The sequence below is a fragment of the Nonomuraea sp. NPDC003709 genome (genome assembly GCF_040610775.1).
GTDB classification, from domain to species: Bacteria; Actinomycetota; Actinomycetes; order Streptosporangiales; family Streptosporangiaceae; genus Nonomuraea; species Nonomuraea angiospora_A.
On sequence record NZ_JBEXMW010000035.1, the window covers coordinates 20,842 to 44,943 of the forward strand.

The following is a 24,102-nucleotide window of genomic DNA, read 5'->3' on the forward strand; positions in this document are numbered from 1 at the left end:
TCCCCCGGCACACGCCGTACCGGGGGAGAGGAGGGGTCACGCGACGAGCTGTCTGTCGGCCTCCCGCTGGATCAGGTCCTTGTCGGAGATGGCCACCGCGTCGGGGGTCGCGTCGGGCAGCTCGTCCTCCAGGAAGCGGACCGGCCGGTAGCGGAAGGCCGCCAGCCCGATCAGGACGGTCACCGCGCCCGCCACGATGGTGAGCAGGGCGATCCCCCGGCCGTGCGCGGCGCCGGCGATGGGGTTGAAGACCTGCTCCACCAGCGGTCCGGCCAGGAGGAACCCGACCGGGACCAGCGCCCAGCTGAGCATCAGGTTGGTGGCGATGACCCGGCCCTGCAGGTCGAGCCCGACCTTCTGCTGCACGATGGAGAACCAGTGCGCGTTCAGGAACGCGGTGAGCAGCCCGATGAGGAAGAGCCCGATCGCGGGCAGCGCCGGGTGGGGCGCGATCCCGATGACGGCGAAGGCGACGCCCAGCGCCATGAAGGAGCCGAGGATGCCGTTGGTGCGCCGCGCCAGGCCGCCGGTCACCGTCATGATCAGGCTGCCCAGCAGGAGCCCGATGCCGGTCATCGAGAGCGCCACGCCCAGGCCGCCGGTGTCGGTGAGGCTGAGCAGCAGCGGCGTGGACAGGACCTCGACCATCGCGAACGGGAAGTTCAGGAACGCCGTGAACAGGATGATCGCCAGCAGTCCGTGCCTGCGGCTGATGTAGCGCCAGCCGCCGGTCACCTCCTGCCAGAACGGCTCCTCCCGCTTCTTGAACAGCGTGTCCGGGAACCGGACCGCCAAGGTCACGACGACCGCGAAGGCGAAGGTGGACAGGTCGATCAGGACGATGCCGCTCAGCCCGACGGCGGCCACGAGCGCGCCGCCGAGCAGTGGCGCCAGTACGGTTCCCGCCGCCTGCCCCAGCTGGGTCAGGCCGTTGGCCCTGCCGTAATAGCGTTTGGGCACCAACTGGGCCACGGCCGCCATGTAGGCGGGCTGGTGGAAGGCCGTCGACACCGCGCCGACGGCGACGATGAGGTAGACGTGCCAGAGTTGGAGCCCGCCCGTCCAGAGCAGGGCGGCCAGCGAGACGGAGGCGCACCCCGCCGCCGAGTCGGCGGTGATCATGACGAGTCTGCGGTTGAAGCGGTCCGCCACCGCGCCGGCGATCGGCGCCAGCACGACGGCGGGCAGCAGGGCCATGACCGAGACGAGGGCGAACATCGAGACCGACCGGGTCTGCTGGTAGGCCCACAGGCCCAGGCCGAACGTGGTCAGCCCGGTGCCGATCAGCGACACCAGCTGGCCGAAGGCCACCAGGGAGAACGTCTTCAGGCTGGCCTGCTGGTAGCGGGGCGGCAGCGGAGCCGCTGTCCGGTCGTCGCCGCCGAGGATCCCGGCCAGCTCGGTTGCCTGGTGCTTCTGGAAGTAGTGCCCGGCCTTGGGGATGACCTCCAGCGACACCGAGTCGGAGAAGGCCTCCCACTCGCGGAAACGCTCCTCGTGCAGCTCGGTGGCGCGGTCGTTCTCGCCGACCACGCACACCAGCGGCGCCGACAGCTTCTTGATGGGCGCCTGGTAGAGCTCGGTGTAGTAGTCCTCACCCTCCTGGGTGTCGTGGAGGAAGACGCCCATGATGAAGTCGCGCTCCTGAGGGGCCAGCGCCTCGGTGAAGAAGCCCATGGCCCGCAGGAACTCCAGCGCCTGCCGCTTGGAGGTCCACCGCTCCATCGGGAAGGTCCTGCGGAACCAGGCGAAGGCCTTGCCCGGCAGGCGGGGCGCCGGGAAGTGCCCGCCGATCACCACCTTCTCCGGCTCGACGCCCTCCTCCTCCAGCCTGCGGGCCAGCTCGACGGTGAGCGCGCCGCCCATGCAGTGGCCGTAGAGCGCGAGTGGCCCGTCGACCTTCTCCTTGATCTCCTTGACGCAGCCCTCGACGAGCTCGTGGAAGGGCAGCATGGGTTCGCCGGGGTTGCCGGTGTCGTGGCCGGGCGGCTCCAGCGCGAGCATGGTGATGTGCTCGGGCAGGGCCGCGGCCAGCGGCTGGTACGTGATCGCGCCGGCGCCCGCGAACGGCACGCAGACCAGGGTCAGCGAGGCCGCCGGACGCGGAGGGGTCAGTTCATGCAGGAGGCCGATGTCGTGCGATGAGCCGTCGAGCGTGGCGAATGCTCGGATCGTGGGGTTCTTGAAGAGGTCCAGCACGGTCGCCTGGATCCCCGAGTCCCGTACGGCGCGCACGGCCTTGAAGGAGTCGCCGCCCAGCGCGAAGAAGTCGTCGTCGATCCCGATCCCCTTCACGCCCAGGATCTGCGACCAGAGCTCGACCAGCTTGACCTCGGCCGGAGTCCGCGCCGCCGCGCCCTCCGCGCGTGCCTGGCCCACCGGCTCTGGCAACGCCTTGCGGTCCACCTTGCCGTTGGGGGTGAGCGGCAGCGCCTCCAGCGGCACGAACGCCGAAGGGATCATGTAGTCGGGCAGCTTGCGCCGCAGATATTCGCGCCAGTCATGGTCGGAATCGGCGGCCAGGTAGGCGGCGATGCTCTTGTCCTCGTCCGAGCCGCGCACCACCACGGCCGCCTCGCGGACCGCCGGATGCGCCAGCAGGAGCGACTCGATCTCGCCCAGTTCGATCCGGTAGCCGCGGACCTTCACCTGCCCGTCCGCCCGGCCGAGGAACTCGATCGAGCCGTCGGCCCGGCGGCGGGCCAGGTCACCGGTCCGGTACAGCCGGCTGCCGTCCTGCCAGGTGACGAAGCGTTCGGCCGTCAGCTCGGGTTGGTGGAGGTAGTCGCGGGCCAGGCCCGCCCCGCCGATGTAGAGCTCGCCGACCACGCCGGTGGGAACCAGCTGCATCGCGGTGTCGAGCAGGTGGATCCGGGTGTTGGCGATCGGGTGGCCGATCGTGATCGGCCCGTCGGTGACGCGGGTGAGGGTGGACCAGATCGTGGTCTCCGTCGGCCCGTACATGTTCCACAGCTCGGCCACGCGCCCGCGCAGGCCGGTGGCCAGGTCGGCGGGCAGCGCCTCGCCGCCGCACAGCGCCTTCAGCCCCGGCTTGCCCTCCCAACCCGCCGACAGCAGCAGCCGCCAGGTGGCCGGGGTGGCCTGCATGACCGTCGCGTCCTCCAGCAGGGCGGCCAGGCTCACCGGGTCGTAGGCCGCCTCGCGGCTCGCGATCAGCACGCGGGCGCCGACCGTGAGCGGCAGGAACAGCTCCAGCACCGAGATGTCGAACGCGGACGTCGTGACGGCCAGGAGCGTGTCCTGGCCGGTCAGGCCGGGCTCGCGGCTCATCGAGGTGAGGAAGTTGACGACCGAGGAGTGCTGGACGCGCACGCCCTTGGGCCGCCCGGTGGAACCCGAGGTGTACAGGACATAGCAGGGGTTCTGCCGGGTGGCCTGCGCGGGCAGCCGTTCCGGGCTCTCTTCCGGGAACCCCTCGTCGGTGAGGATCAGCTCGCCCTTGTAGCTGGTGTAGCGGCCGGCCAGCTCGCGCTCGGTGACCAGGACGCCGATGCCGGAGTGATCCAGGATGTAGTCCTGGCGCTCCTGCGGGTACATCGGGTCGAGCGGCACGTACGCGCCACCCGCCTTCAGCACGCCGAGCAGGCTGACCAGCATCGTGGCCGACCGCTCCAGCGCGACGCCCACCAGCGTCTCGGGTCCCGTCCCCGCCGCCCGCAGGCGCCGGGCGACCCGGTTGGCCCGCTCGTCCAGCTCCCGGTACGTCAGCGAGACGCCCTCGAAGGTGACGGCCACGGCGTCGGGCGTCCGGTCGGCCTGGGCCTCCACCAGTTCGTGGATGCACAGGTCGGGCACCTCGACGTCCTGGCAGGCCAGCTGCTCCTCCAGCTCCTCGCCGGTGAGGAGGTCCAGGCCGGACAGCGCGGTCCCGGGCGCCGCGGCGATCGCGGAGAGCAGGGTCTCGTAGTGCCGCAGCAGCCGCCCGGCGGTGCCGGCGTCGTAGAGCGCGGTGTTGTACTCCAGCCGGCACAGCAGCTCGTCGCCCTGCTCGTAGACGTAGAGCACCAGGTCCACCTGGGCGGTGCCGGTCTCCACGGCCAGCTCCTCCACGGCCGGCCCGTTCATGTCCAGGTCGCTCTGGGGCAGGTTGAGCAGGTTGAACAGCACCTGGAAGAGCGGGTTGCGCGACAGGTCCCTGGGCGGGTTGAGCTCCTCCACCAGCTGCTCGAACGGCACGTCCTGATGGGCGTACGCGCCCAGGGCGTACTCGCGCACCTGCGCCAGGAGCTGCGTGTACGGCATCGAGCCGTCCATCGCGGCCCGCATGACGAGGGTGTTGATGAAGCAGCCCGCGATGCCCTCGAACTCGGGGCGGGTGCGCCCGGCCACCGGCGAGCCGACGCAGATGTCCTCCTGGCCGCTGTAGCGGTACAGCAGCGTGTGGAGCGCGGCCAGCAGCGTCATGTAGAGCGTGGCGCCGCGCTCCTGGCTCAGCTTCCGCAGCCCCCCGGCCAGCTCCGCGGGGAGCACATGGGTGGCGACCGCCCCCTCGAAGGTCTGCATCGGCGGGCGCGGCCGGTCCGTGGGCAGGTCCAGGCTGTGCGGGATGCCGCGCAGCCGCTCCTTCCAGAAGCCGAGATCGGCGACCTGCTCCCGCTGCCAGCGCGCGTAGTCGCGGTACCTGACCGGCTGCTCGGGGAGCGTCTCGCCGTTGTACAGCGCGACCAGCTCGGTCCGCAGCAGGGTGATCGACCAGCCGTCCACGACGATGTGGTGGAAGCCGAGCGACAGGACGTGGTGATCCGGGGCGAGCCGCAGCAGCCGGGCCCGGAACAGCGGGCCGTGCGCCAGGTCGAACGGCTCGGCCGCGGCCTCGCTCAGCGCCCGTTCGGCGTCGTCGCAGTCCTCGACCGGCAGCGGCACCTCCCCTGCGGGCAGCACCACCTGCACCGGTTCGCCGTCCGGGGCGCGGAAGACGGTCCGCAGCGACTCGTGCCGCCGAACCAGCTCGCGCAGGGCGCCGTGCAGCCGCTCCACGTCCAGCTCGCCCCGCAGGTCCAGCGCCGTGGCCACGGCGTACGCGGCCGAGCCGTGCACCTGGTCGATGAACCACATGCGCCGCTGGATGAACGAGACGGGTGCGGGACCGGGATCCTCGACGACGGGGATCACCTCGCGGGCTCCCACCGAAGCGACGGCCGGGACCAGCGCGGGGGCGGGCGCCGCGGCGACGAGCGCCCGCTGGCCGGCCAGCGTCGGATGCTCGAAGATCGCCTCGATCGGCAGGCCGAGGCGGGAGGCGAGCTGGGTGGCCACGAGGGAGTCGCCGCCCAGGCCGAAGAAGTCGTCCTGCGGGCCGGCGGGCACGATGCCGAGCACGTCCTGCCAGGCGGCGGCGACCGCGTCGAGCTCCTGGACCGCCCGAGCCTGCGCCACCGGCTCCGCCGCCGTCAGCGGTGCCGAAGCCGCCGCCGCGATCTCGAAGCGCCGGGCGCGCGGCCCGATCCAGTAGCGCCGCCGCTCGAACGGGTACGTGGGCAGCGGCACCCGCCTGCCCGGCGGGCCGAACGCCGTCCAGTCGATGCCGGCACCGCTCACCCACAGCCGTCCGATGCCTTCCAGCAGGGCGGACTGCCCGCTGTCCGGCTCGGTGAACGGGGCGACCGCCGCCTGGCCTCCCTGGCGGCGGACCAGGGTGGTCAGCGTACGGCCCGGCCCCGCCTCGATCACCGCGGCGTCGGCGGCCACCAGGGCGCCGGCGCAGTCGGCGAACCGCACGGTCTCCCGCAGGTGGCGCACCCAGTAGGCGGGGTCCTTGGTCTCGGCGCCGGACACCCAGCCGCCCGTGACGTTGGACAGGTACGGCAGGTCCGGCGCCCCCAGCTGCACCGAGGCGACCTCGGCGGCGAAGGCGTCGAGCACCGGATCCAGCATGGCGGAGTGGAAGGCGTGGGAGGTGCGCAGCGCACGGCAGGCGACGCCCTGCCCCGCCAGCCGCCGCTCCAGCTCGGCGACGGCCTGCTCGGGGCCGGCCAGGACGCACAGCTCGGGGGCGTTGACCGCGGCCAGCGAAATGTCCTCGCCGAGCAGGTCGCCGACCTCGGACTCGGGCAGCGGCACGGCCAGCATCGAGCCGGGGGGCAGGCTCTGCACCAGGCGGCCGCGGGCGGCGACCAGGCGCAGCGTGTCCTCCAGGGTGAAGACCCCGGCCAGGCAGGCGGCGACGTACTCGCCGATGCTGTGCCCGGCCATCATCGCCGGGCGGACCCCGCGCTCGATCAGTGCGCGGGCGAGCGCGTACTCGGTGACGAAGAGCGCGGGCTGGGTGAGCCAGGTCTGGTCGAGATCGCCGGCCTCGCCGTACAGGACCTCGCGCAGGTCGAGGCCGAGGTGCGGTTCGAGGAGGCCGGAGCAGGCGTCGACGGTGGCGCGGAAGACGCTCTCCGATCGATACAGGCCCGCGCCCATCCCACGGCGTTGCGCGCCCTGGCCGGGGAAGAGGAAGGCGATCTCGCGCGGGCGTGACTCGCCCGCGACGAGCTCGGCGTCCTGTGCCGACCGGTGGTCCTCGGCGACCAGGATGCCGCGGTGCCGCAGCTGGCGGCGGCCGTGCCGGAGGGTGGCGGCGACCTCGCCCAGGTCCGCGTCCGGATGCGCGGCCAGGTGGGCGCGCAGCCGCGTGGCCGTCTCCGCCAGCGCCGAGTCGCCGGCGGCCGACATGACGAGGAGGTGCGGGCCGGCCGCCGGCGGGGCGGCGGGCTGTTCGGGCGCCTCCTCCAGCACCACGTGGGCGTTGGTGCCGCCCATCCCGAACGCGCTGACGCCCGCCCTGCGCGGTCCCTGGTCCTGCGGCCATTCCGCGCCGGCGGTGGGCACGTAGAACGGGCTGAAGTCGATGCGCGGGTTGGGCGTCGCGAAGTTGACCGTGGGCGGCAGCGTACGGTGCTTGAGCGCCAGCACGGTCTTGATCAGCCCGGCCATCCCGGCGGCGGCGTCGGCGTGGCCGATGTTGGACTTGACCGAGCCCAGCGCGATCGGCCGATCCCCGGTGAAGACCTGGGAGAGCGCCGCGACCTCGATGGGATCGCCGAGCGCGGTGCCCGTGCCGTGCGCCTCGACGTAGCCGATCGTGCCGGGGTCCACGCCGGCCGAGGCCAGCGCCGCGGTGATGACCTCGGCCTGCCCGTCCACGGCCGGCGCGGTGTAGCCGATCTTCCTGGTGCCGTCGTTGTTGACCGCGGAGCCGCGTACGACGGCGTGGATGGGATCGCCCGCGGCGAGGGCGTCCTCCAGCCGCTTCAGCACGACGATGCCCACGCCGCTGGCGCCGATCGTGCCCTGGGCCTCGGCGTCGAAGGGCCGGCAGTGGCCGTCCGGCGAGCCGATGCCGCCGCTCTGGTAGAGGTAGCCGCGGCGGCTCCAGGCGTTGACCCGCACCGCCCCGGCCAGCGCGAGGTCGCAGTCGCCCGCGATCAGGCTCTGCCTGGCCAGGTGGAGCGCGACCAGCGAGGTGGAGCAGGCGCTGTTGACGCTGACGCTCGGCCCGCGCAGGTCGAGCTTGTACGAGGTCCTGGTCGGCAGGGAGTCCTTGTCGTTGCCGAGCATGACCTGGTACTCGCCCACGGCCCTGAGCACGTCGGGCGCGGCCAGCAGATTCTCGATGTAGTAGCTGCTCATCGCCGAACCGGCGAAGACGCCGATGCGCCCCGGGTGGCGGGCGGGGTCGCAGCCCGCGTCCTCCAGCGCCTCCCAGGCGGTCTCCAGGAACAGGCGCTGCTGCGGGTCGAGGATCTCGGCCTCACGCGGCGTGAACTCGAACAGCGTGGCGTCGAACAGGTCGATGCCGTCCAGCACCGTCCCCGACCTGACGTAGGCGGGGTCCGCCAGCCGGTCGGGGTCCTCGCCGTCGGCGAGCAGCTCCTCGTCGGTGAAGTCCTGTACGGCTTCGACGCCGTCGCGGATCGCCGCCCAGAACTCCTCCGGCCCGGTGGCGCCGGGGAAGCGGCAGGCCATGCCGACGATGGCGAGCGCGCCGCCGGCGGGCGCGGTGCTCGCGACCGCCGCGGGCGCCGGCGCGTCAGGGCTCAGGTAGGCCGTCAGCGAGGTGATCGTCGGGAACCTGAACAGGTCGGTGACCGTCAGGCTGAACCGCTTGCGCAGGCGCTCGTGCACCTGCAGGACCAGCAGCGAGTGGCCGCCCACGTCGAAGAAGTTGTCGTCGGGGCCGAAGGCGTCGCTGCCCAGCGCTTCGCGCCAGGCCCGGGTGACGAGCTGGGAGATCTGGTGACGCGGCATCTCCCCGGGCGCCTCGTCCCCGGCCATGGCCGCCGAGAGTACTCGCCGGAGGTCTGCCACGAGATCGCGGATCGTCCCCGCGTGGAACAGGTCCGTGTTGTACTCCACGAGCCCGTCCAGGGTCTCGCGGACGCCCACGGTCAGGTCGAACTTGGCCGTGTGCTCGGCGATCTCCACGGGGGTGACCGTCAGCCCGTCCAGCTCCAGCGCCGCGGTGGCTTCGGGCAGCATGTTGAACATCGTCTGGAACACCGGGCTGCGGTCCAGGCGGCGCTCCGGGTTGAGCTCCTCCACCAGCCGCTCGAAGGGCATCCCCTGGTGGTCGTGCGCGTCGAGCACCGCGTCCTTGACCCGCTCGACCACCTCGGCGAACGACGGATCGCCCGACAGGTCGGCGCGGATGGCCAGGGTGTTGGTGAAGAACCCGATCAGGCCCTCGAACTCGACCCTGTCCCGGTTGGCGATGGGCGTTCCCACCACCAGGTCCCGCCGGCCCGAGCGCCGGGAGAGCACCACCAGATAGGCCGCGAACAGCACCATGTAGGGGGTGGCGCCCAGGCTCCGGCAGTACGCCTTGAACTCCTCGCGCGGGAGGTCGAGGGAGAAGGGCAGCTCCGCGCCCACGTACGTCTGGACGGCCGGCCGGGGCAGGTCCGCCGGCAGCTCGCTGATCGGCGGCGCGCCCGCCAGCGTCTCCCGCCAGAAGTCCAGATCCCGGCCGTAGTCGTTCTCCCGCTGCCAGATCGCGTAGTCGGGGTACTGCCGGGACAACGCCGGCAGCTCCCTGCCGTCGTAGAGCGCGCCCAGCTCCCGGCGCAGCACGTCCAGCGACCAGGCGTCGGCGACGATGTGGTGGAGCGTGAGGTGCAGGACGTGCCGGTCCGCGCCTTCGCGCTCCAGGTGCGCGCGGATGAGCGGGCCGGTGGTCAGGTCCATCGGCGAGCCGTCGGCGGCGTCCGCCAGGTCGATCGCCAGTGAGCGGGCCACGATCTGGTACGGGCCGTCCTCGTCCATGGCGAACGTGGTGCGCAGGCTCTCGTGCCTGGCCACCAGGGCGTTCAACGCGCGGTGCAGCGCGTCGCGGTCGAGCGGGCCTTCGACGCGGAAGGCGAGCGGGATGAGGTAGTGCGCGGCACCCGGGGCCATCCGGTCCAGGTACCAGGCGCGGAGCTGGGTGAAGGACATCGGCAGCCGGGCGGGCCTGAGCGGCCCGGCCTGCGCCTGCTTCTTCTTGCGTAACGCTTCCAGGAGCTGGCGCTGCTGGTCTGACAGGCTCATTCGTCACCTTCCATCGACCGCAGCAGGGCCTCGGCCTCGTCATCTGAATACGCGGCGACCATGAGATAGAGCTCGGCCGCCGCCTCCACGTCCGGCGACGTGAGCTGGGCGGCGAGCTCGGCGACGGTCGGGTGGGCGAAGAGCGTCCGCAGTGGCACCCGCACGTCCAGCGCCTCGTGCAACCGGGAGGCGATCCGGGTCGCGTTGAGCGAGTGGCCGCCCAGCTCGAAGAGGTTGTCGTGCCGCCCGACCGCCCCGCCCAGCACCTCCTGCCAGATGGCGGCGATGGTCTGCTCCACCGGGGTGAGCGGCGCCGCGACGGTCCGCACGCTCTGGCCGGGGTCCGGCAGGGCGTGCCGGTCCACCTTGCCCGAAGGGTTCACCGGCAGGGCGTCCAGCGCGACGAACGTGCTCGGCACCATGTACTCGGGCAGCCGTCCGGCCAGGTAGGGACGCAGCTCGGGGGTCCCGTCGGCGACCACGTAGGCCACCAGCCTGCCCTCCAGAGCCATGACGAACGCCTCCCGCACGGCCGGATGCCCGGCCAGCACCGCGGCGATCTCGCCGGGCTCGACCCGGTAACCGCGGATCTTGACCTGGTCGTCCGCTCGGCCCAGGAACTCGATCTCCCCGGCCTCGTTGCGGCGGGCCAGATCCCCGGTCCGGTAGAGCCGGCGCCCGTCCCGCCAGGTGATGAAACGTTCGCGCGTCAGCTCGGGCTGGCCGTGGTAGCCCCTGGCCAGGCAGGCGCCGCCGAGGTGCAGCTCGCCGGGGACGCCGTCGGGCGCCTCGTGGCCCAGGCGGTTCAGGATCAGCGCCTGGACGCCGGTGACCGCCTTGCCGATGGGCGGCAGCCGGGGCCAGTCCGCCGGAGGACCGGTGAGCGTGTGGGCGATGTCGATGATCGCGCCCTCGGTCGGCCCGTACTGGTTGTGCAGCGTCATCCACGGCTTGACGAACCGCTCGAGCTGCGGGGTGACCTGGAGCTGCTCGCCCGCGGTGATCACCTCGCGCAGCGTGGCGGGCGGCTCGACCCCGGCGCCGGCCAGCGACTGCAGTGCCACGAAGGGGAGGAAGATCCGCTCCACGCGGGTCCGGGCGATGTGGTCGAGCAGGGCGGCCGGGTCGCGCCGGACCTCGTCCCTGACCATGATCAGGGTCCCGCCGTACGCCCAGGTGCTGAAGATCTCCTGCACCGAGACGTCGAAGCCGAGCGCGGTGAACTGCAGGCTCCGGTAGGCGCCGCTGTGCCAGGCCATGAGGTTGGCGACCGGGCGGTGCGGCATCGCCACGCCCTTGGGCTGTCCGGTCGAGCCCGAGGTGAACAGGATGTAGGCCAGGTCGTCCGGGGTGACGCCGCTGTCCGGCCGGTGTTCGGGCTGTCCGTCGAGGTCGGTGTCGACGTGCACGGGCCGCTCGTGCGGCAGGCCGCCGGCCAGCGCCCGGTGCGTCACCAGGACCGGGGTGTCGACGCGGCCGAGCACCTGGGTGAGGCGTCCCTCGGGGTAGGAGGGGTCGAGCGGTACGTACGCGCCGCCCGACTTCAGGATCCCCAGCAGGGCCACGGGCAGGTCGAGCGAGCGCCGTACGTGCAGGGCGACCGGCACCTCCGGGCCGACCCCGAGCCCGCGCAGCAGGTGGGCCAGCCTGTTGGCCCGCCGGTCGAGCTCGGCGTACGTGAGGGCGGCGCCCTCGAACTCGACGGCGACCGCGTCGGGCGTCCTGTCGGCCTGCTGCTCGAAGAGCCGGTGCAGGCACTGGTCGGGCCCCCGGCCAGGGGGCTCGTGCTCGCGGGCGAGCAGCGCGGCGAGCGGCGCCGCCGGGTCGGCCGCCACCTGCTCCAGGACGCGCACGTAGTGGCCCAGCAGCCGCTCCGCGGTGGCGCGCTCGAACAGGTCGGTGGCGAACTCCAGGCTCATCTCCCGCCCTTCGGCGTAGAGCACCAGGTCGGCCTTGGCGCCGCCGTTCTCGACCTCCTCGAGGATCCGGAAGGTCACCCCGTCGCCCCGCCTGGCGTCCGCCGGCTCCTGCATCGCGAACATCACGTCGAAGGGCGGCCGGCCGTCGGGGCACAGCTCTCGTACGATCTCCTCGAGCGGCACGTCCGAAGGCGTGGCCAGGACCGTCGCCCGCACCTGTGCCAGCAGCCGCTCGAAGGTCGGATCGCCGTCCAGACGGGTCCTGATCGGCAGCGTCTCCACGTAGAAGCCGATCATCGAGTCCGCACCCGGCGTCTCCCTGCCGGAGAACGGCACGCCCGTCACGATGTCGTCCTGGCCGCTGTAGCGGTGCAGCAGCGCCTGGAAGGCCGCGAACAGCACCATGAACGGGCTGGCCTGGGCGCGCCTGCCCAGCGACTCCAGCTCGGCGAGCAGCCCGTCCGGCAGCGTGGCCCGGACCCGGCCGCCTCGCCGGGACGACCCTGCCGATCCCGGGGCCGACCCCGGGGCCGGTCCCGGCCCGTCCGCGGGCAGCCCCAGCCGTTCGGGCGGCGAGTCCAGGACCTTCCTCCAGTACGGCAGGCCGTCCAGGCTCTGCCCGCGCCGGTATGGCCAGGCCGCCGCAGGCAGGCTCTCCCCGGCGTAGAGCCGCGCCAGCTCGTCCAGGAAGACCCCGGCCGACCAGCCGTCGAAGGCGATGTGGTGGACGGTCACCAGCAGCCGGTGCCGGTCGTCGCCGAGCCGGAGCAGCAGCGCCCGCAGCACGGGACCGTCGTGCAGGTCGAAGGGGTCGCGCGCGTGGTGCAGCGCCAGGGCGTGCGCGCCACGCGGGGTGGCGTCCATGACCTTGATCCGTACAGGCGCCGCTTCGCCGATCACGGGCACCGGCTCGCCGTCGCGCTCTTCGTAGCGGGTGCGCAGGGGCGGATGCCTGCGCACGATCTCGTTGATCGCGTTCTCCAGGCGCCCGGTGTCGAGGGGGCCGTCCAGGGCGAACAGGATGGGCACGTTGTACTGCGAGCCGGGCGCGACCTGGTCGATGAACCAGAGGCGGCGCTGCGCGGGCGTGAGCCCGCCCTGGGCCGCGGTGACGGCCGTCGCCTCCGGCAGGTCGTCGATCGCGTGGGCGAGGGCGGCGAGCGTGAGATGTTCGAAGAGCATCCGGGGCTCGACCGGCTTGCCCAGCTTCTCGAAGGCGCGGGCGGCGATGCGCATCGCCAGCAGCGACTGGCCGCCCAGCGCCAGGAAGTCGTCGTCGGCGCCGATCGGCCCGGCGCCCAGGACGTCCTGCCAGATCTCGGCGAGCAGCGCCTCCGTGGGGGTGGCGGGCGGCGTGATCGAGCGGGGCGCGCGGACCGGGTCGGGCAACGCGGCCCGGTCCACCTTGCCGTTGCCGGTCAGCGGGAGCTCGTCCAGGAAGACCCAGGCCGTGGGGATCATGTAGTCGGGCAGGAACCTGCGCAGGTGGGCGCGGGCCTCCTGCTCGGTCGCCGTGCCCACGACGTAGGCGACCAGCTCGTGGCCGCGGATGGCGGTGGTGGCGGCACGCACCCGCTCGTGACGGCCGAGCACGGTCTCGACCTCGCCGAGCTCCACCCGGTTGCCGCGGATCTTGACCTGGTCGTCGAGGCGTCCCAGGAACTCGATCTCGCCGGCCCGGTTGCGGCGGGCCAGGTCGCCGGTGCGGTAGAGCAACTGCCCGTCGCGATCGCGGACGAATCGCTCGGCGGTGAGGTCGGGCCGGTCGAGGTAGCCCAGGCCGACGCACACGCCGCCGAGGTGGATCTCGCCCTCGTCGACCGGCCGCATCTCCTCGTTCAGGAGGCGGACGGTGACGCCGGGCAGCGGCGAGCCGAGCGCGGGCGGGCGGCTCTGGCCGTCGTGGACGGGCACCTCGCCGGCGATGGCGTTGACGGCGCATTCCGCCGGGCCGTACAGGTTGATGAGGCGGAAGGGCAGCCCGGGCCTCGGGTAGGTGGTGAGGCGATCACCGCCGGTGCTCAGCGTCGCGAGCTTGGTCTGCTCCGGCCAGGACAGGCCGAGCAGGCCCTCCGCGATGGGAGTGGGCGCGTAGCAGGTGGTCAGCTCCTGATCCACGATCCAGTCGCGGAGCGCGGGCAGCGAGAGCCGGATCTCCTCGGTGGGGATGACCATCGTGGTGCCCGCGGTCAGGCACATCCAGATCTCCCAGACCGACGGGTCGAAGTTGGGGCTGGTGAGCAGCGAGGCACGGCCACCGAGGCCGAAGGTCTCGTGGGACCACCCGATCAGGTTGGTCAGCGCGCGGTGGGGGACGAGCACGCCCTTGGGCGTCCCCGTCGAGCCGGAGGTGTGGACGACGTAGGCGAGGTCGTCGGGCTCGACGTCGGGCGGGGGTGAGGCGTCCGCCTCGGCGGGGGTGTCGATCACCGGGATGCCGTCGGGGACCAGCGATCTCCACTCCGGCGCCGTGATCACGGCCGCGGCTCCCGCCAGCATGGCGTGGATCCGCTCCACGGGCGTGGCCGGGTCGATCGGCGCGAAGGCGACGCCCGCCTTCATCGCGCCGAGCTGCCCCGCGACCAGCCGGATGGAACGGCCGGCGAGCACGGCGACCCACCGCTGTCCGGTCATCGTGAGATGACGCAGCTGGGCGGCGATGCCGTTGGCCAGGCGATCTAACTGCCGGTAAGTGAGGTGTTCTTGCCCGGCCGAAACAGCGACCCTTTCGGGGGCCGCGTACAACTGCTCCTGGTAAAGGTGCAGAACAGATGCCAAGGGTGGTGCATCTGACGTCATTGTCACGCCTGCCGATTGTTGAGTTTTTTAGGACCCTTTGGGGGTGGGCCGCCGAACAGAATGACCTTGTCATTAGATCTCTGTCAACCATCTGGTGATCATGCGATCCAGAGGCGGCGGCGCTCGACCGGCAGGTGGCGTCTTCGATGCGCCCGGACACTCCTATACTTGCGCATCCGAGCAACGTTAGGACTCCTCATGCAGGATCTCGGATGGGCTGAAATCCTCATCATCGCCCTGGTCTTCGTGCTGCTCTTCGGCGCGAAGAAGCTCCCGGAGACGGCCCGCGCCGTCGGCCGGTCCCTGCGGATCTTCAAGGCCGAGGCCGGCAAGCTCCGCGACGACGAACCGGCCGAGCCGCCGCCCTCCGGCCCGACGCTGGAGGAGCAGGCGCGGCGGCTGGAGGAGCAGGCGGCCAGGCTGCGCGCGGGTATTCGGGAGGACGGGCAGGCCAAGCCGTGACGCCCTAGACTGGGCGGCTATGTCCGGAGGAGGAGTGACGGTGGCGATGGGGGAGGTCGGCGACCCGCCCGCCGACGTGCTGGCCGAAGCCGCGGCCGCTTTCGGGCTGCTGTCGTCGCCTCCGCGGTTGCACATCGTCTGGGCGCTGGCACAGGGCGAATGCGACGTGACCGGGCTGGCCGAGCGGGTGGGCGGCGCGCTTCCCGCGGTCAGCCAGCACCTGGCCAAGCTGAAGCTGGCCGGACTGGTGCGGTCGAGGCGCGAGGGGCGCCGGGTGGTCTACCTGATCGACGATCAGGACATCGTCGCCACGGTCCAGGTGCTGGTGGGACGCCTTGCCGAGCGGGCGGGCCGCCCGGGGGGGCAGGCCCGTGGTCTGGGCGCCTGAGGCGCCGAGCACGCCGTCCCGGCCGGCCGGGGACGAGGTCGCGGCCCTGAGCAGGCTGCAGGTGCTGCGGCTGCTGGACAGCGGGCCGCGTGGCCTGGTGGAGGCGGAGGCCGAGTCCCGGCTGCTCCGCCACGGTGAGAACGTCCTTCCCGATCGTCGTCCCGTGTCCTGGCCGCGGCGACTGGCGCGCAGCCTGCGGGACCCGTTCACGATGGTGCTGCTCGCGCTGGGGGTGGTGTCGGCCCTGATCGCGTCCTGGGGCACGGCGGGCGTCATCGTGCTCCTGGTCGTGGCCAGTTGCGTGCTCCGCTCCAACGGCGAATACCGGGCCGACCGCTCGACCGCGGCGCTGCGGGAGCTGGTGGCCACCACGGCCACGGTCCGGCGGCGTGCGTCGGAGGACGCCGAGCCGTGGGAGCGGGAGATCCCGGTCGATCAGCTCGTACCGGGCGACGTGATCAAGCTGGGGCCGGGCGACCTGGTGCCGGCCGACGTCCGGCTGCTGCGTGCCAGGGGTCTGACGGTGCACCAGGCGCCGCTGACCGGGGAGTCGGCCCCGGTTCCCAAGCGGGCGCTCGACCTGCCCGAGGGTGACGACCACCTGTGCCGGCAGGGCGGCAGCGTCGTCTCGGGGAGCGCGCTGGCGGTGGTGGCGGCCACTGGCGCGGACACGATGCTCGCGGGCTCCTCCGCCGCGCCGGCGCGCAGGTTGTCGGCGTTCGACCGTTCGGTGAACGGCATCTCCTGGACGCTGGTCCGGCTCATGGTGATCATCCCGCCGGTGGCGCTGGTGGCCAACGCGGTCCTGCGCGGCCGGGGGCTGGAGGCGCTGCCGTTCGCGGTGGCGGTGGCCGTCGGGCTCACGCCCGAGATGCTGCCCGTCGTCGTGACCACCGCCCTGGCCAGGGGATCGGCGTTGCTGGCGCGCAGCGGCGTGATCGTCAAGCGGCTGGCCGCGCTGCACGACGTGGGCGCGATCGACGTGCTGTGCATGGACAAGACCGGCACGCTCACCCGGGACCGTCCCGTGCTCCGGGACTCCATCGGCCCGGACGGCGGTCCGGATCCCGAGGTGCTGCGCTGGGCCGCGATCAACAGCTTCTGGACGCTGCACCTGGCCGACCCGCCGGTGCCCGACGCCCTGGACGAGGCGATCCTGCTCGGCGCGCCCGACCATGGGGACGTCGAGGGCGTGGACGCCTCGCCGTTCGATCCGGTGAGCCGCGTCTCGTGCGCGCTCGTGCACGACGGCGGCGCGCACCGCGTCGTGGTCAAGGGCGCCGTGGAGCCGGTGCTGGAACGTTGCACGCTCAGCCCGCCGGATCGCCTGCGGGCCGTCCGCCTGGCCGACCGGCTGGCCGAGGAAGGGCTGCGGGTGCTCGCGGTCGCCACGGCCGACCGCCCTGCCGTCCACCGCCTGGGCGAGGAGCGCGGGCTCTCCTTCGCCGGCTTCGTCACGCTGGCCGACGAGCCGTCGCCGGAGGCGCCCGGGGCCCTGGCGGCGCTCTCCCGCCGCGGGATCACTCCCAAGGTGCTGACCGGCGACCATCCGGCGACCGCCGCCCGTACCTGCCGGGACCTGGGCCTGAGCGTGGGCGCGGTGGTCAACGCGGGCGAGCTGGCGGACCTGTCCGACGCCGAGCTGGCCGAGGCCGTCGGCCGGGCGACGGTGGTCGCCCGCTGCACCCCGGAGCAGAAGGCACGGGTCGTACACGCGCTGCGCGCCTCCGGCCACACCGTCGGCTTCCTCGGCGACGGCGTCAACGACCTGGCCGCCATGCGCGCCGCGGACGTCGGCATCTGCCCGAGGGGCGCGGTGGACGTCACCCGGGAGGCGGCCGACGTCGTGCTGGCGGCCAAGGATCTCGCCGCGGTCGATCACGCGGTCGCCGCCGGGCGGCGCAGCACCGGCAACATCGTCACCTACCTGCGCATCGCGCTGTCGTCCAACGTCGGGAACGTGATCGCGATGCTCGCGGCCGGGCTGGCGCTGCCGTTCCTGCCGATGCTGCCCGTCCAGGTGCTGGTGCAGAACCTGTGCTTCGACGCCGCGCAGCTCGCCCTCGCCTTCGACCGGGCCGACCCGGCCGTCCTGCGCCGCCCTCTCCGGCTCCGGCCGCGTGCCATCCTGCGCTTCGTCGTCGGGTTCGGGGCCTTGAACGCCGTGGCGGACCTCGTCACGTTCGCCGTCCTGACCTGGGTGCTCGGCGTGGAGGGGGCGCCGGCCTTCCACACCGGCTGGTTCATCGAGAACATGCTCACCCAGGCCGTCATCATGCTGCTGCTGCGCCCCATCAGCGGGGTGTCGCGCCCGCTCGGGCTGGCCACGGGCGCGCTCGCCGCGGTCGGCCTGCTGTTGCCGCTCTCGCCGCTGGCGAGCGCGTTCGGGCTGGTCGCGCTGCCTGCCACGAGCTACCTCTGGCTGCTGGCGGTGGTCGGTCTGTACGGCGGCACGTTGCTGGCCATCACCCGCCGGAGATTCCGGGACAGAGGCCGCAGAACGCCATAGACGCCACACTTGTTTTATAGTTGCGCAATACAGCAAGTGTCATGGCGTCTGGAGGAACCCCTTTCGTGGATGGTTATTGGGTGCAACTCGCCCTGGTCGCGGTCCTCATCGTGATCAATGCGGTGTTCGCGGGAAGCGAGCTCGCGCTGGTCTCCCTGCGGGAGGGCCAGCTGCGCCGCCTGGAGCAGCACAGCAGCGGAGGACGGGTGCTGGCCAAGCTGGCCCGCGACCCGAACCAGTTCCTGGCGACCATCCAGATCGGCATCACCCTGGCCGGATTCCTCGCTTCGGCCACCGCGGCGGTGACCCTGTCCGAACCCCTGGTGCCGCTGCTGTCCTTCCTCGGCGGCGCGGCCGGTCCGGTGGCGATCATCCTCGTCACCCTGGTGCTGACGTTCTTCACCTTGGTGTTCGGCGAGCTGGCGCCCAAGCGGGTGGCGATGCAGCGCGCGGAGACCTGGGCGCTGCTGGTCGCCCGTCCGCTGAGCGTGCTGGGGAGCATGTCGCGGCCGGTCATCTGGGCGCTGGGCAGGTCCACCGACCTGACGGTCCGGTTGATGGGCGGGGACCCCGACCTGCACCGGGAGGAGATGAGCCCGGAGGAGATCCGCGATCTGGTCAGCGTCCACCGCGGCTTCACCCCGGAGCAGCGGCTGATCATCTCCGGCGCCGTCGAGATCACCGAACGGGTGCTGCGCGAGGTCCTGGTGCCCCCGCGCCAGGTGTTCACGATCGAGGCCGGCACCCCGCTCCGGCAGGCCGCGGCCGAACTCGCGGCATCCGGGCACTCGCGCGCGCCGGTCGTCCGGGGGCGCAACCTGGACGACACCCTCGGCATCGCCAACCTGCGCGACCTGCTCACCCAGGACGCCGAGGCCGCCGCGGACGTCGCCCGGCCCGCCCTGGTCCTTCCCGAGAGCCTGCACGTCTCCGACGCGCTGCGCCGCTTCAAGGCCGAACGCCAGCAGTTCGCCCTCGTCGTCGACGAACGCGGCGCCGTGGACGGCATCGTCACCCTGGAGGACCTCCTGGAAGAGGTGGTCGGCGAGATCTACGACGAGACCGACAGCGATCTGGAGACCGTCCAGCGCGGCGACGACGGGACGCTGACGATGCCCGGCGGCTTCCCGGTGCACGACCTGCCGGACGTGGACGTGCACCTGGAGGGGCAGCCGGAGGGCGACTACACCACCGTCGCGGGCCTGGTCCTGGCCGAGCTCGGACGGGTGCCGACCGCACCGGGCGAGTCGGTGACCGTGGCCGGCTGGCGCATCGAGGTCCTCGGGGTCGAACGCCACGCGATCACGCAGGTCCGCCTGCATCCGGTCGCCGTACCCGACGCCGCGGAACAGGACGCGTAGACCCGAGCCGGCCCGTCAGCCGCGCGGGACCGACCACCCCAGCCGGACCGCCTCCTCGGCCCGGCGCACCCGCGCCGGGCCGAGGAGACCCCCGCTACCAGTCGCCCTTGTAGAGCTGGCCGCGGACCGCGCCGCCGGGGAATTTGGCGTTGTGCAGGTTGGCGTACCAGTTCTTGGGGTTCTTCCAGATGCGGCGGGCGGTGGCGGTGTCGGTCTTGGAGCTGCCGGCGAGGCCGTTGACGCTGGGTGGCAGGCCGTCCTTGGCCTCGAAGAAGGGGACGACGACGGGGCCGTTCTTGCCCTTGGGGGCGCGGTGGACGTGGGCGGCGGTGGGGGTGTCGACGTGTTTCCAGGTGGCGGCGAACCAGACGCGGTCGCCTTCGGGCTGGACGAGCCAGGCGGCGCGGCCGTTGTGGTCGCCGACCTTGGTGCCGGGGGCGGGGATCTCCTGCTTGCCGTCGGCGCGGGTGGTCAGGGTGCGGCCGAAGCCGTGGGCCAGGATGCTCTCCAGGGCGACGGGGCGGATGCGCTGGAGCTGGGCCCGTACGGCGCCGCCGGCGAAGTCGGCGTTGTGGAGGTTGGCGTACCAGCCCTGGGGGTTGTTGAGGATGCGGCCGAGGAGGTTGAGGTCCTTGACGATGACGGTGCCCTTGATGGCGTGGAGCTGGGCCGGCAGGGCGGTGGTGATGAAGGGGATCTTGACCTCGCCGTTCTGGCCGGCGTTGCCCTTGTGGATGTGGAAGCCGCTGGGGGCGTTGACGTTGCTCCAGCGGACGGCATAGTCGACGCGGTTTCCGTGGATGCGGAAGACCGCGAGGGCGCCGCCGTCGTCATCGCCGACCTTGGTGCCGGGTGCGGGCACTTCGTTCTTGCCGGCGAGGCTGGCGGCCAGATAGACGGGAGTGCTGGTCTGCGCGGCGGCCGGTGGCACGGGAGCGGCGACCAGTGCGGTGGTGATAGCCAGGCCAGGAAGAGCGAGGGTGCGCTTGTTCATGAATCGGCCCTTGGTTAGGTGATTGCTTACTCCTGGGAGGTACGGGCCGATTCATGAACTTGGTTCAACGGTTCTGCGTCACCATGTGACGGGCAGCTCGTGCATCCCGTAGACGCTGGCCTCGTCCTTGAACGAGAGCTGCTCGGCGGGCACGGCCAGCCGCAGGTCCGGGATCCGCCTGAACAGCGAGTCGAAGACGATCTCCAGCTCCACGCGGGCGAGGTTCTGGCCCAGGCACTGGTGCGGGCCGTAACCGAAGGCCAGGTGGCTGCGGGCGTCGCGCTCGATGTCGAACGCGTCGGGGTCCGCGAACGCCTCCGGATCGCGGTTGCCGGCGTTGGCCAGCGTGAGCACGCCCGCCCCCGCCGGGATGACCGTGCCGCCGAGCTCCACGTCCTCGGTGGCCACCCGCATGATCGCGAACTCGGCGATGGTGAAGTGCCGCAGCAGCTCCTCGACCGCGCCCGGCGTCTTGCTCGGGTCCTCGCGCAGCGCGGCGAGCGTGTCGGGGTGGCGCAGCAGCATGTACGTGCCCAGCGAGATCATGTTGGCCGTGGTCTCGTGCCCGGCGATGAGCAGCAGGAACGCCAGGCTGAGCAGCGCACCGTGGTCCACCTCGCCGCTCTCGCGCTGCTTGACCACCTGGCGGCCGAGCAGGTCGTCGGTCGGGTCCTCCTCCTTGGCCCTGATCAGCTTGTCCAGGTAGACGGCCAGCTCGAAGGAGGCGTGGTGGCGCTCCTGCGGCGTGGCGGCGCGGTTGAGCAGCTGCGCCGAGTGCGTCTGGAAGAAGTCGTGCTCCCCGTACGGCACGCCGAGCAGCTCGCAGATCACCAGCGAGGGCACCGGCAGGGCGAACGCCCGCACCAGGTCGACCGGGCGGGGACCGTCCAGCATGGCGTCGAGGTGCTCGTCCACGATCTGCTGGATGCGCGGCCGCAGGGCCGCGATGCGCCTGAGGGTGAACTCCCCGATCACGGCGCGCCGCGCCGGACCGTGCTCGGGCGGGTCCATCTCCAGCATCATCTTGGGCAGCGGCGAGTCGCCGGGCGCCATCTCGCCGCTCAGCCTGGGGGCGTTGGGATGGCGGCGGTCGGCGCTGAAACGCGGGTCGCTCAGGACCGTACGGATGTCCTCATAGCGGGCGGCGACCCAGGCGCTCGAACCGCCCGGCAGCGCGACCTCGGTGACCGGCTGCTCACGCAGGAGGCGAAGGTGCTGCTCGGGCGGTGCGTACGGGCAGGTGCGGGTGATCTGGAGCGTCTCAGCGGAGTCAGCGGTCACGGTTGTCCCCAATCAGCGTGCCATTCCCAAATTTCCCTACATCTGTAGGCTAACCTACAGATGTAGGGCACAGTACACTGAGGCGTGGCCCTCACCAGAGACAGAAAGAGCGACCTGAGCGACCCGCGGGTGCGCCGCACGCAAGCGGCCCTGCAACGCACGCTGATCGACCTCGTCCAGGACGGCGACCTGTCCAGGATCAGCGTCGCCGATGTCGCCGAACGCGCCGGGGTGAGCCGCTCCACGTTCTACGACCACTACCGTGACGTGCACGAACTGGCCGAGGCGGCGTGCACCACGATGATCGACGACCTGATCGAGGCCATCCCCGACCCCGGCGTCCGGGATGTCCCGGACGACGCCCCCGACACGCTGCTGACCTTCTTCGCCCACCTCGACGAGCACGCCGGCCTCTACCGCAGCGTGCTCGGTCCCCAGGGCAGCGCGCGCGTCATCGACCACGTGCGCCGCCACGCCACCGTCGCGGCCTACGTCGGCGCGCGCCGCAAGGCCACCGGGGACGACACCCCGACCGACTTCACGGCCCGGACCCCGCACGACGTGCCCGCCGCGTTCACGGCGGGCGCACTCATCGGCGTCGCCACCGACTGGCTCCAGCACGACTGCCCGCGCTCACCCGCCGAGATGGCGGACCTGACCCGCCCGCTGCTGATGGCCGTCTACCGAGGGGACGACCACCCCCAGGCCTAGGAGCGGTCAGCCGGCGGACACCGAGAAGCTGTTGGTGACGAAGTCCATCCCGCCGCTGGAGGAGGTGATCTCGTAGCCGAACTGCACGTTGCCGAGCGTCACGTCACCCATCCAGCCGTTGGTGCGCAGCCAGTTGAGCACCGCCTTGACGTCCACGGTGCCGGAGTTGGTGTTGCCGGTCCTGACGAACGAGAAGACCTGGTTGGCGCCGTTGCTGCCGCGGTAGACGTCCCAGCTGTGACCGCCCACCGTGGCGCCGGTCTGGCGGGAGCCGATCGGGCCGACGGCGCCGTGCTTGTTCATCCAGAGCATGATCTCGTACGCGTTGGCCGAGTCCCAGATGTCGTACGCCGTCGTGTACGAGCCGCCGTTCGGCACGGTGACGTTGAAGCTGCTGGTGGCGCTGCCGAGGGCGCTGATGCGTTTGCCGACGTACCTGGTGGCGTTCGGGTACGACTTCACCCCGCCGGTGTTGGGGTGGTTGGCCCACACGCCCCAGTTGCTGTAGGAGTTCGCCCAGATGGTCTGCGGGCCGGCGCCGCTGCCCCAGATGTTGTTGTAGAGCGTGTAGCCGCCGTTGGACCAGGTGCCCCATCGGTCGGTGGAGGACCAGGTGGCGGCCAGCGCGGGCGGGGCGAAGAGGACGGCGACCATCGCCAGTACGCAAACGGGGACGGCGGAACGCACGATCTTGCGCATGCTGGATCCCTTCATGGTTAGTTTGGCTGACATCCAAACTAAATGACACTTTGCGCTTGTTGACTCGGCCAGTCAACCCTGGGTGAAACTTTCGCGGATGTTTTAGGCTTTACCTACGGGAATAATGGGTTTTATGAGCCTTCAGTTCCTCTGGTACATCCCCAACCAGGCCCAGCCGGGGCATCGCGGCGACGACGTCGTCGCGGACCACAACAGCCTGGAGACCCTCAGCGGCCACGCCAGGGCCGTCGAGGAGCACGGGTGGAGCGGGGCGCTCATCGGCGCCGGCTGGGGACGGCCCGACACCTTCACGGTCGCCACCGCGCTGGCCGCTCGGACGACGACGTTCCAGCCGCTGATCGCGGTCCGGCCCGGCTACTGGCGGCCCGCCAACTTCGCCTCCGCCGCCGCGACCCTGGACCATCTCTCCGGGGGACGGGTGCTGGTCAACATCGTGTCGGGCAAGGACGACCTGGCGGCGTACGGCGACAGCGAGGGCGACCAGGCGCACCGCTACGCCCGTACCAAGGAGTTCATGCGGATCGTGCGCAAGCTGTGGACCGAGGAGAACGTCACCTACCACGGCGAGCACTTCAGCGTCACCGGCTCCACCGTGGCGCCGCGCACCGTCGTCCGGGGCGAACGTCGGCACCCCCGGCTCTACTTCGGCGGCGCCTCCGAGGCCGCCGAGAGGGTGGCCGCCACCGAGGCCGACGTCCAGCTCTTCTGGGGCGAGCCGCTTGACGACGTCGCCGAGCGGATCGAGCGGCTCCGGCGGCTCAGCGACGGGCTCGGGCGCGAGCACCCTCCGCTGGAGTTCGGGCTGCGGGTCACCACGCTGGTGCGGGACACCACCGAACAGGCCTGGGCCGACGCCGAGGCCAGGGTCGGGAAGATGGCCGGAGGCGGCATCTCGCGCGACCCGAACTGGCGCGCCGCCGTCGGCCAGCGGCGGCTGCTCGACCTGGCCGCGCGGGGAGAGGTGCTCGACGGCAACCTCTACACCGCCCCCGGCAGGTACGGGGGCGGCGGCGCGGGCAGCACCTGGCTGGTCGGCTCGGCCGAGGACGTGGCGAAATCCTTGCGCGACTACCAGGCCCTCGGCATCACCCACTTCGTCCTCTCCGACACCCCCTACCTGCCGGAGATCAGACGCCAGGGCGACCGGCTCCTACCGCTGCTGCGCGGCTGACCCCGGCCGGGCCGGGCTGAGCTCACGGGACCGGCCGACGGGGTCGCGGCGGCACGTCCGTTTGGTGGCGTGCCAGGTGCCGTGGCGGCCGGCGCAGTGGGGCCGGGACGGCTGGAGGCCGGGCTGGGCAGGGGTCGGGACGGGGCTCAGGGCGGCGGTGATGAGGAACGTGGCGGTCGTGGTGAGGGCGCCGGTGATGACGGCGAGGGCTGCTCTCGTTCCAGTTCTCATGGTGCTCCCGGTGTTGTGGTCT

Annotated in this window: 12 protein-coding genes; 6 read left to right on the plus strand and 6 right to left on the minus strand. The window is 72.1% G+C overall.

The window, feature by feature from the left end; translation table 11 throughout:
• Positions 1-36: 36 nt before the first annotated feature.
• Together ABZX61_RS57880 and ABZX61_RS57885 are read right to left on the minus strand one after the other, a co-directional pair.
• Positions 37-9,534, minus strand: a complete 9,498-nt coding sequence (locus ABZX61_RS57880) for an amino acid adenylation domain-containing protein (RefSeq protein ID WP_355209750.1) — start codon at positions 9,532-9,534, stop codon at positions 37-39.
• Positions 9,531-14,231: an amino acid adenylation domain-containing protein gene (locus tag ABZX61_RS57885; protein WP_355209753.1), complete on the minus strand. Its 4,701-nt coding sequence runs from the start codon at positions 14,229-14,231 to the stop codon at positions 9,531-9,533. Before ABZX61_RS57885 ends, ABZX61_RS57880 begins: the two co-directional genes overlap by 4 nt.
• Positions 14,232-14,450: 219 nt before the next feature.
• Between ABZX61_RS57885 and tatA the strand changes: the two genes are divergently transcribed.
• From tatA to ABZX61_RS57905, 4 genes are all read left to right on the plus strand, one after another.
• Positions 14,451-14,714 carry a twin-arginine translocase TatA/TatE family subunit gene (gene tatA, locus ABZX61_RS57890; RefSeq protein WP_355209755.1) on the plus strand — a complete coding sequence of 88 codons (264 nt, stop codon included), beginning with the start codon at positions 14,451-14,453 and terminating at the stop codon, positions 14,712-14,714.
• Positions 14,715-14,733: 19 nt separating this feature from the next.
• On the plus strand, positions 14,734-15,102 hold the full coding sequence (locus tag ABZX61_RS57895) for a metalloregulator ArsR/SmtB family transcription factor (RefSeq protein WP_350727544.1): 369 nt from the start codon (positions 14,734-14,736) through the stop codon (positions 15,100-15,102).
• Positions 15,086-17,611 carry a magnesium-translocating P-type ATPase gene (gene mgtA, locus ABZX61_RS57900; protein WP_355209758.1) on the plus strand — a complete coding sequence of 842 codons (2,526 nt, stop codon included), beginning with the start codon at positions 15,086-15,088 and terminating at the stop codon, positions 17,609-17,611. Before ABZX61_RS57895 ends, mgtA begins: the two co-directional genes overlap by 17 nt.
• A 65-nt stretch (positions 17,612-17,676) precedes the next feature.
• Complete coding sequence (locus ABZX61_RS57905; protein WP_355209761.1) at positions 17,677-18,972, plus strand: hemolysin family protein; 1,296 nt, start codon at positions 17,677-17,679, stop codon at positions 18,970-18,972.
• A 94-nt stretch (positions 18,973-19,066) separates the two neighbouring features.
• On the opposite strand, the gene ABZX61_RS57910 is transcribed toward ABZX61_RS57905, so the two are convergent.
• A complete protein-coding gene (locus ABZX61_RS57910) occupies positions 19,067-19,966 on the minus strand; it encodes a CHRD domain-containing protein (RefSeq protein WP_355209764.1) in 900 nt (299 codons plus the stop codon).
• A gap of 78 nt (positions 19,967-20,044) precedes the next feature.
• Positions 20,045-21,247 carry a cytochrome P450 gene (locus ABZX61_RS57915; protein WP_355209766.1) on the minus strand — a complete coding sequence of 401 codons (1,203 nt, stop codon included), beginning with the start codon at positions 21,245-21,247 and terminating at the stop codon, positions 20,045-20,047.
• An 84-nt stretch (positions 21,248-21,331) separates the two neighbouring features.
• Here ABZX61_RS57915 and ABZX61_RS57920 point away from each other — a divergent pair, with 84 nt between their 5' ends.
• Positions 21,332-21,958 carry a TetR/AcrR family transcriptional regulator gene (locus ABZX61_RS57920; protein WP_350727549.1) on the plus strand — a complete coding sequence of 209 codons (627 nt, stop codon included), beginning with the start codon at positions 21,332-21,334 and terminating at the stop codon, positions 21,956-21,958.
• A 6-nt stretch (positions 21,959-21,964) separates the two neighbouring features.
• Here the strand turns inward: ABZX61_RS57920 and ABZX61_RS57925 are convergent, their stop codons facing one another.
• Positions 21,965-22,657 (minus strand): hypothetical protein, encoded by a 693-nt coding sequence (locus ABZX61_RS57925; RefSeq protein WP_355209769.1) that lies wholly within the window; start codon positions 22,655-22,657, stop codon positions 21,965-21,967.
• A gap of 133 nt (positions 22,658-22,790) precedes the next feature.
• Between ABZX61_RS57925 and ABZX61_RS57930 the strand changes: the two genes are divergently transcribed.
• Positions 22,791-23,849, plus strand: coding sequence for an LLM class flavin-dependent oxidoreductase (locus ABZX61_RS57930; protein WP_355209772.1), 1,059 nt, complete (start codon positions 22,791-22,793; stop codon positions 23,847-23,849).
• On the opposite strand, the gene ABZX61_RS57935 is transcribed toward ABZX61_RS57930, so the two are convergent.
• Positions 23,829-24,080: a hypothetical protein gene (locus ABZX61_RS57935; protein ID WP_350727552.1), complete on the minus strand. Its 252-nt coding sequence runs from the start codon at positions 24,078-24,080 to the stop codon at positions 23,829-23,831. The two genes, ABZX61_RS57930 and ABZX61_RS57935, sit on opposite strands and share 21 nt — an antisense overlap.
• Between the last annotated feature and the right edge of the window lie 22 nt (positions 24,081-24,102).

Excerpts from the sequence above, each read along its gene's own strand:
- ABZX61_RS57930 (WP_355209772.1), top strand. The coding sequence starts at position 22,791 with ATGAGCCTTCAGTTCCTCTGGTACATCCCCAACCAGGCCCAGCCGGGG.
- ABZX61_RS57925 (WP_355209769.1), bottom strand. The coding sequence starts at position 22,657 with ATGCGCAAGATCGTGCGTTCCGCCGTCCCCGTTTGCGTACTGGCGATG.
- ABZX61_RS57910 (WP_355209764.1), bottom strand. The coding sequence starts at position 19,966 with ATGAACAAGCGCACCCTCGCTCTTCCTGGCCTGGCTATCACCACCGCA.
- ABZX61_RS57895 (WP_350727544.1), top strand. The coding sequence starts at position 14,734 with ATGTCCGGAGGAGGAGTGACGGTGGCGATGGGGGAGGTCGGCGACCCG.
- ABZX61_RS57880 (WP_355209750.1), bottom strand. The coding sequence starts at position 9,534 with ATGAGCCTGTCAGACCAGCAGCGCCAGCTCCTGGAAGCGTTACGCAAG.
- ABZX61_RS57935 (WP_350727552.1), bottom strand. The coding sequence starts at position 24,080 with ATGAGAACTGGAACGAGAGCAGCCCTCGCCGTCATCACCGGCGCCCTC.
- tatA (WP_355209755.1), top strand. The coding sequence starts at position 14,451 with ATGCAGGATCTCGGATGGGCTGAAATCCTCATCATCGCCCTGGTCTTC.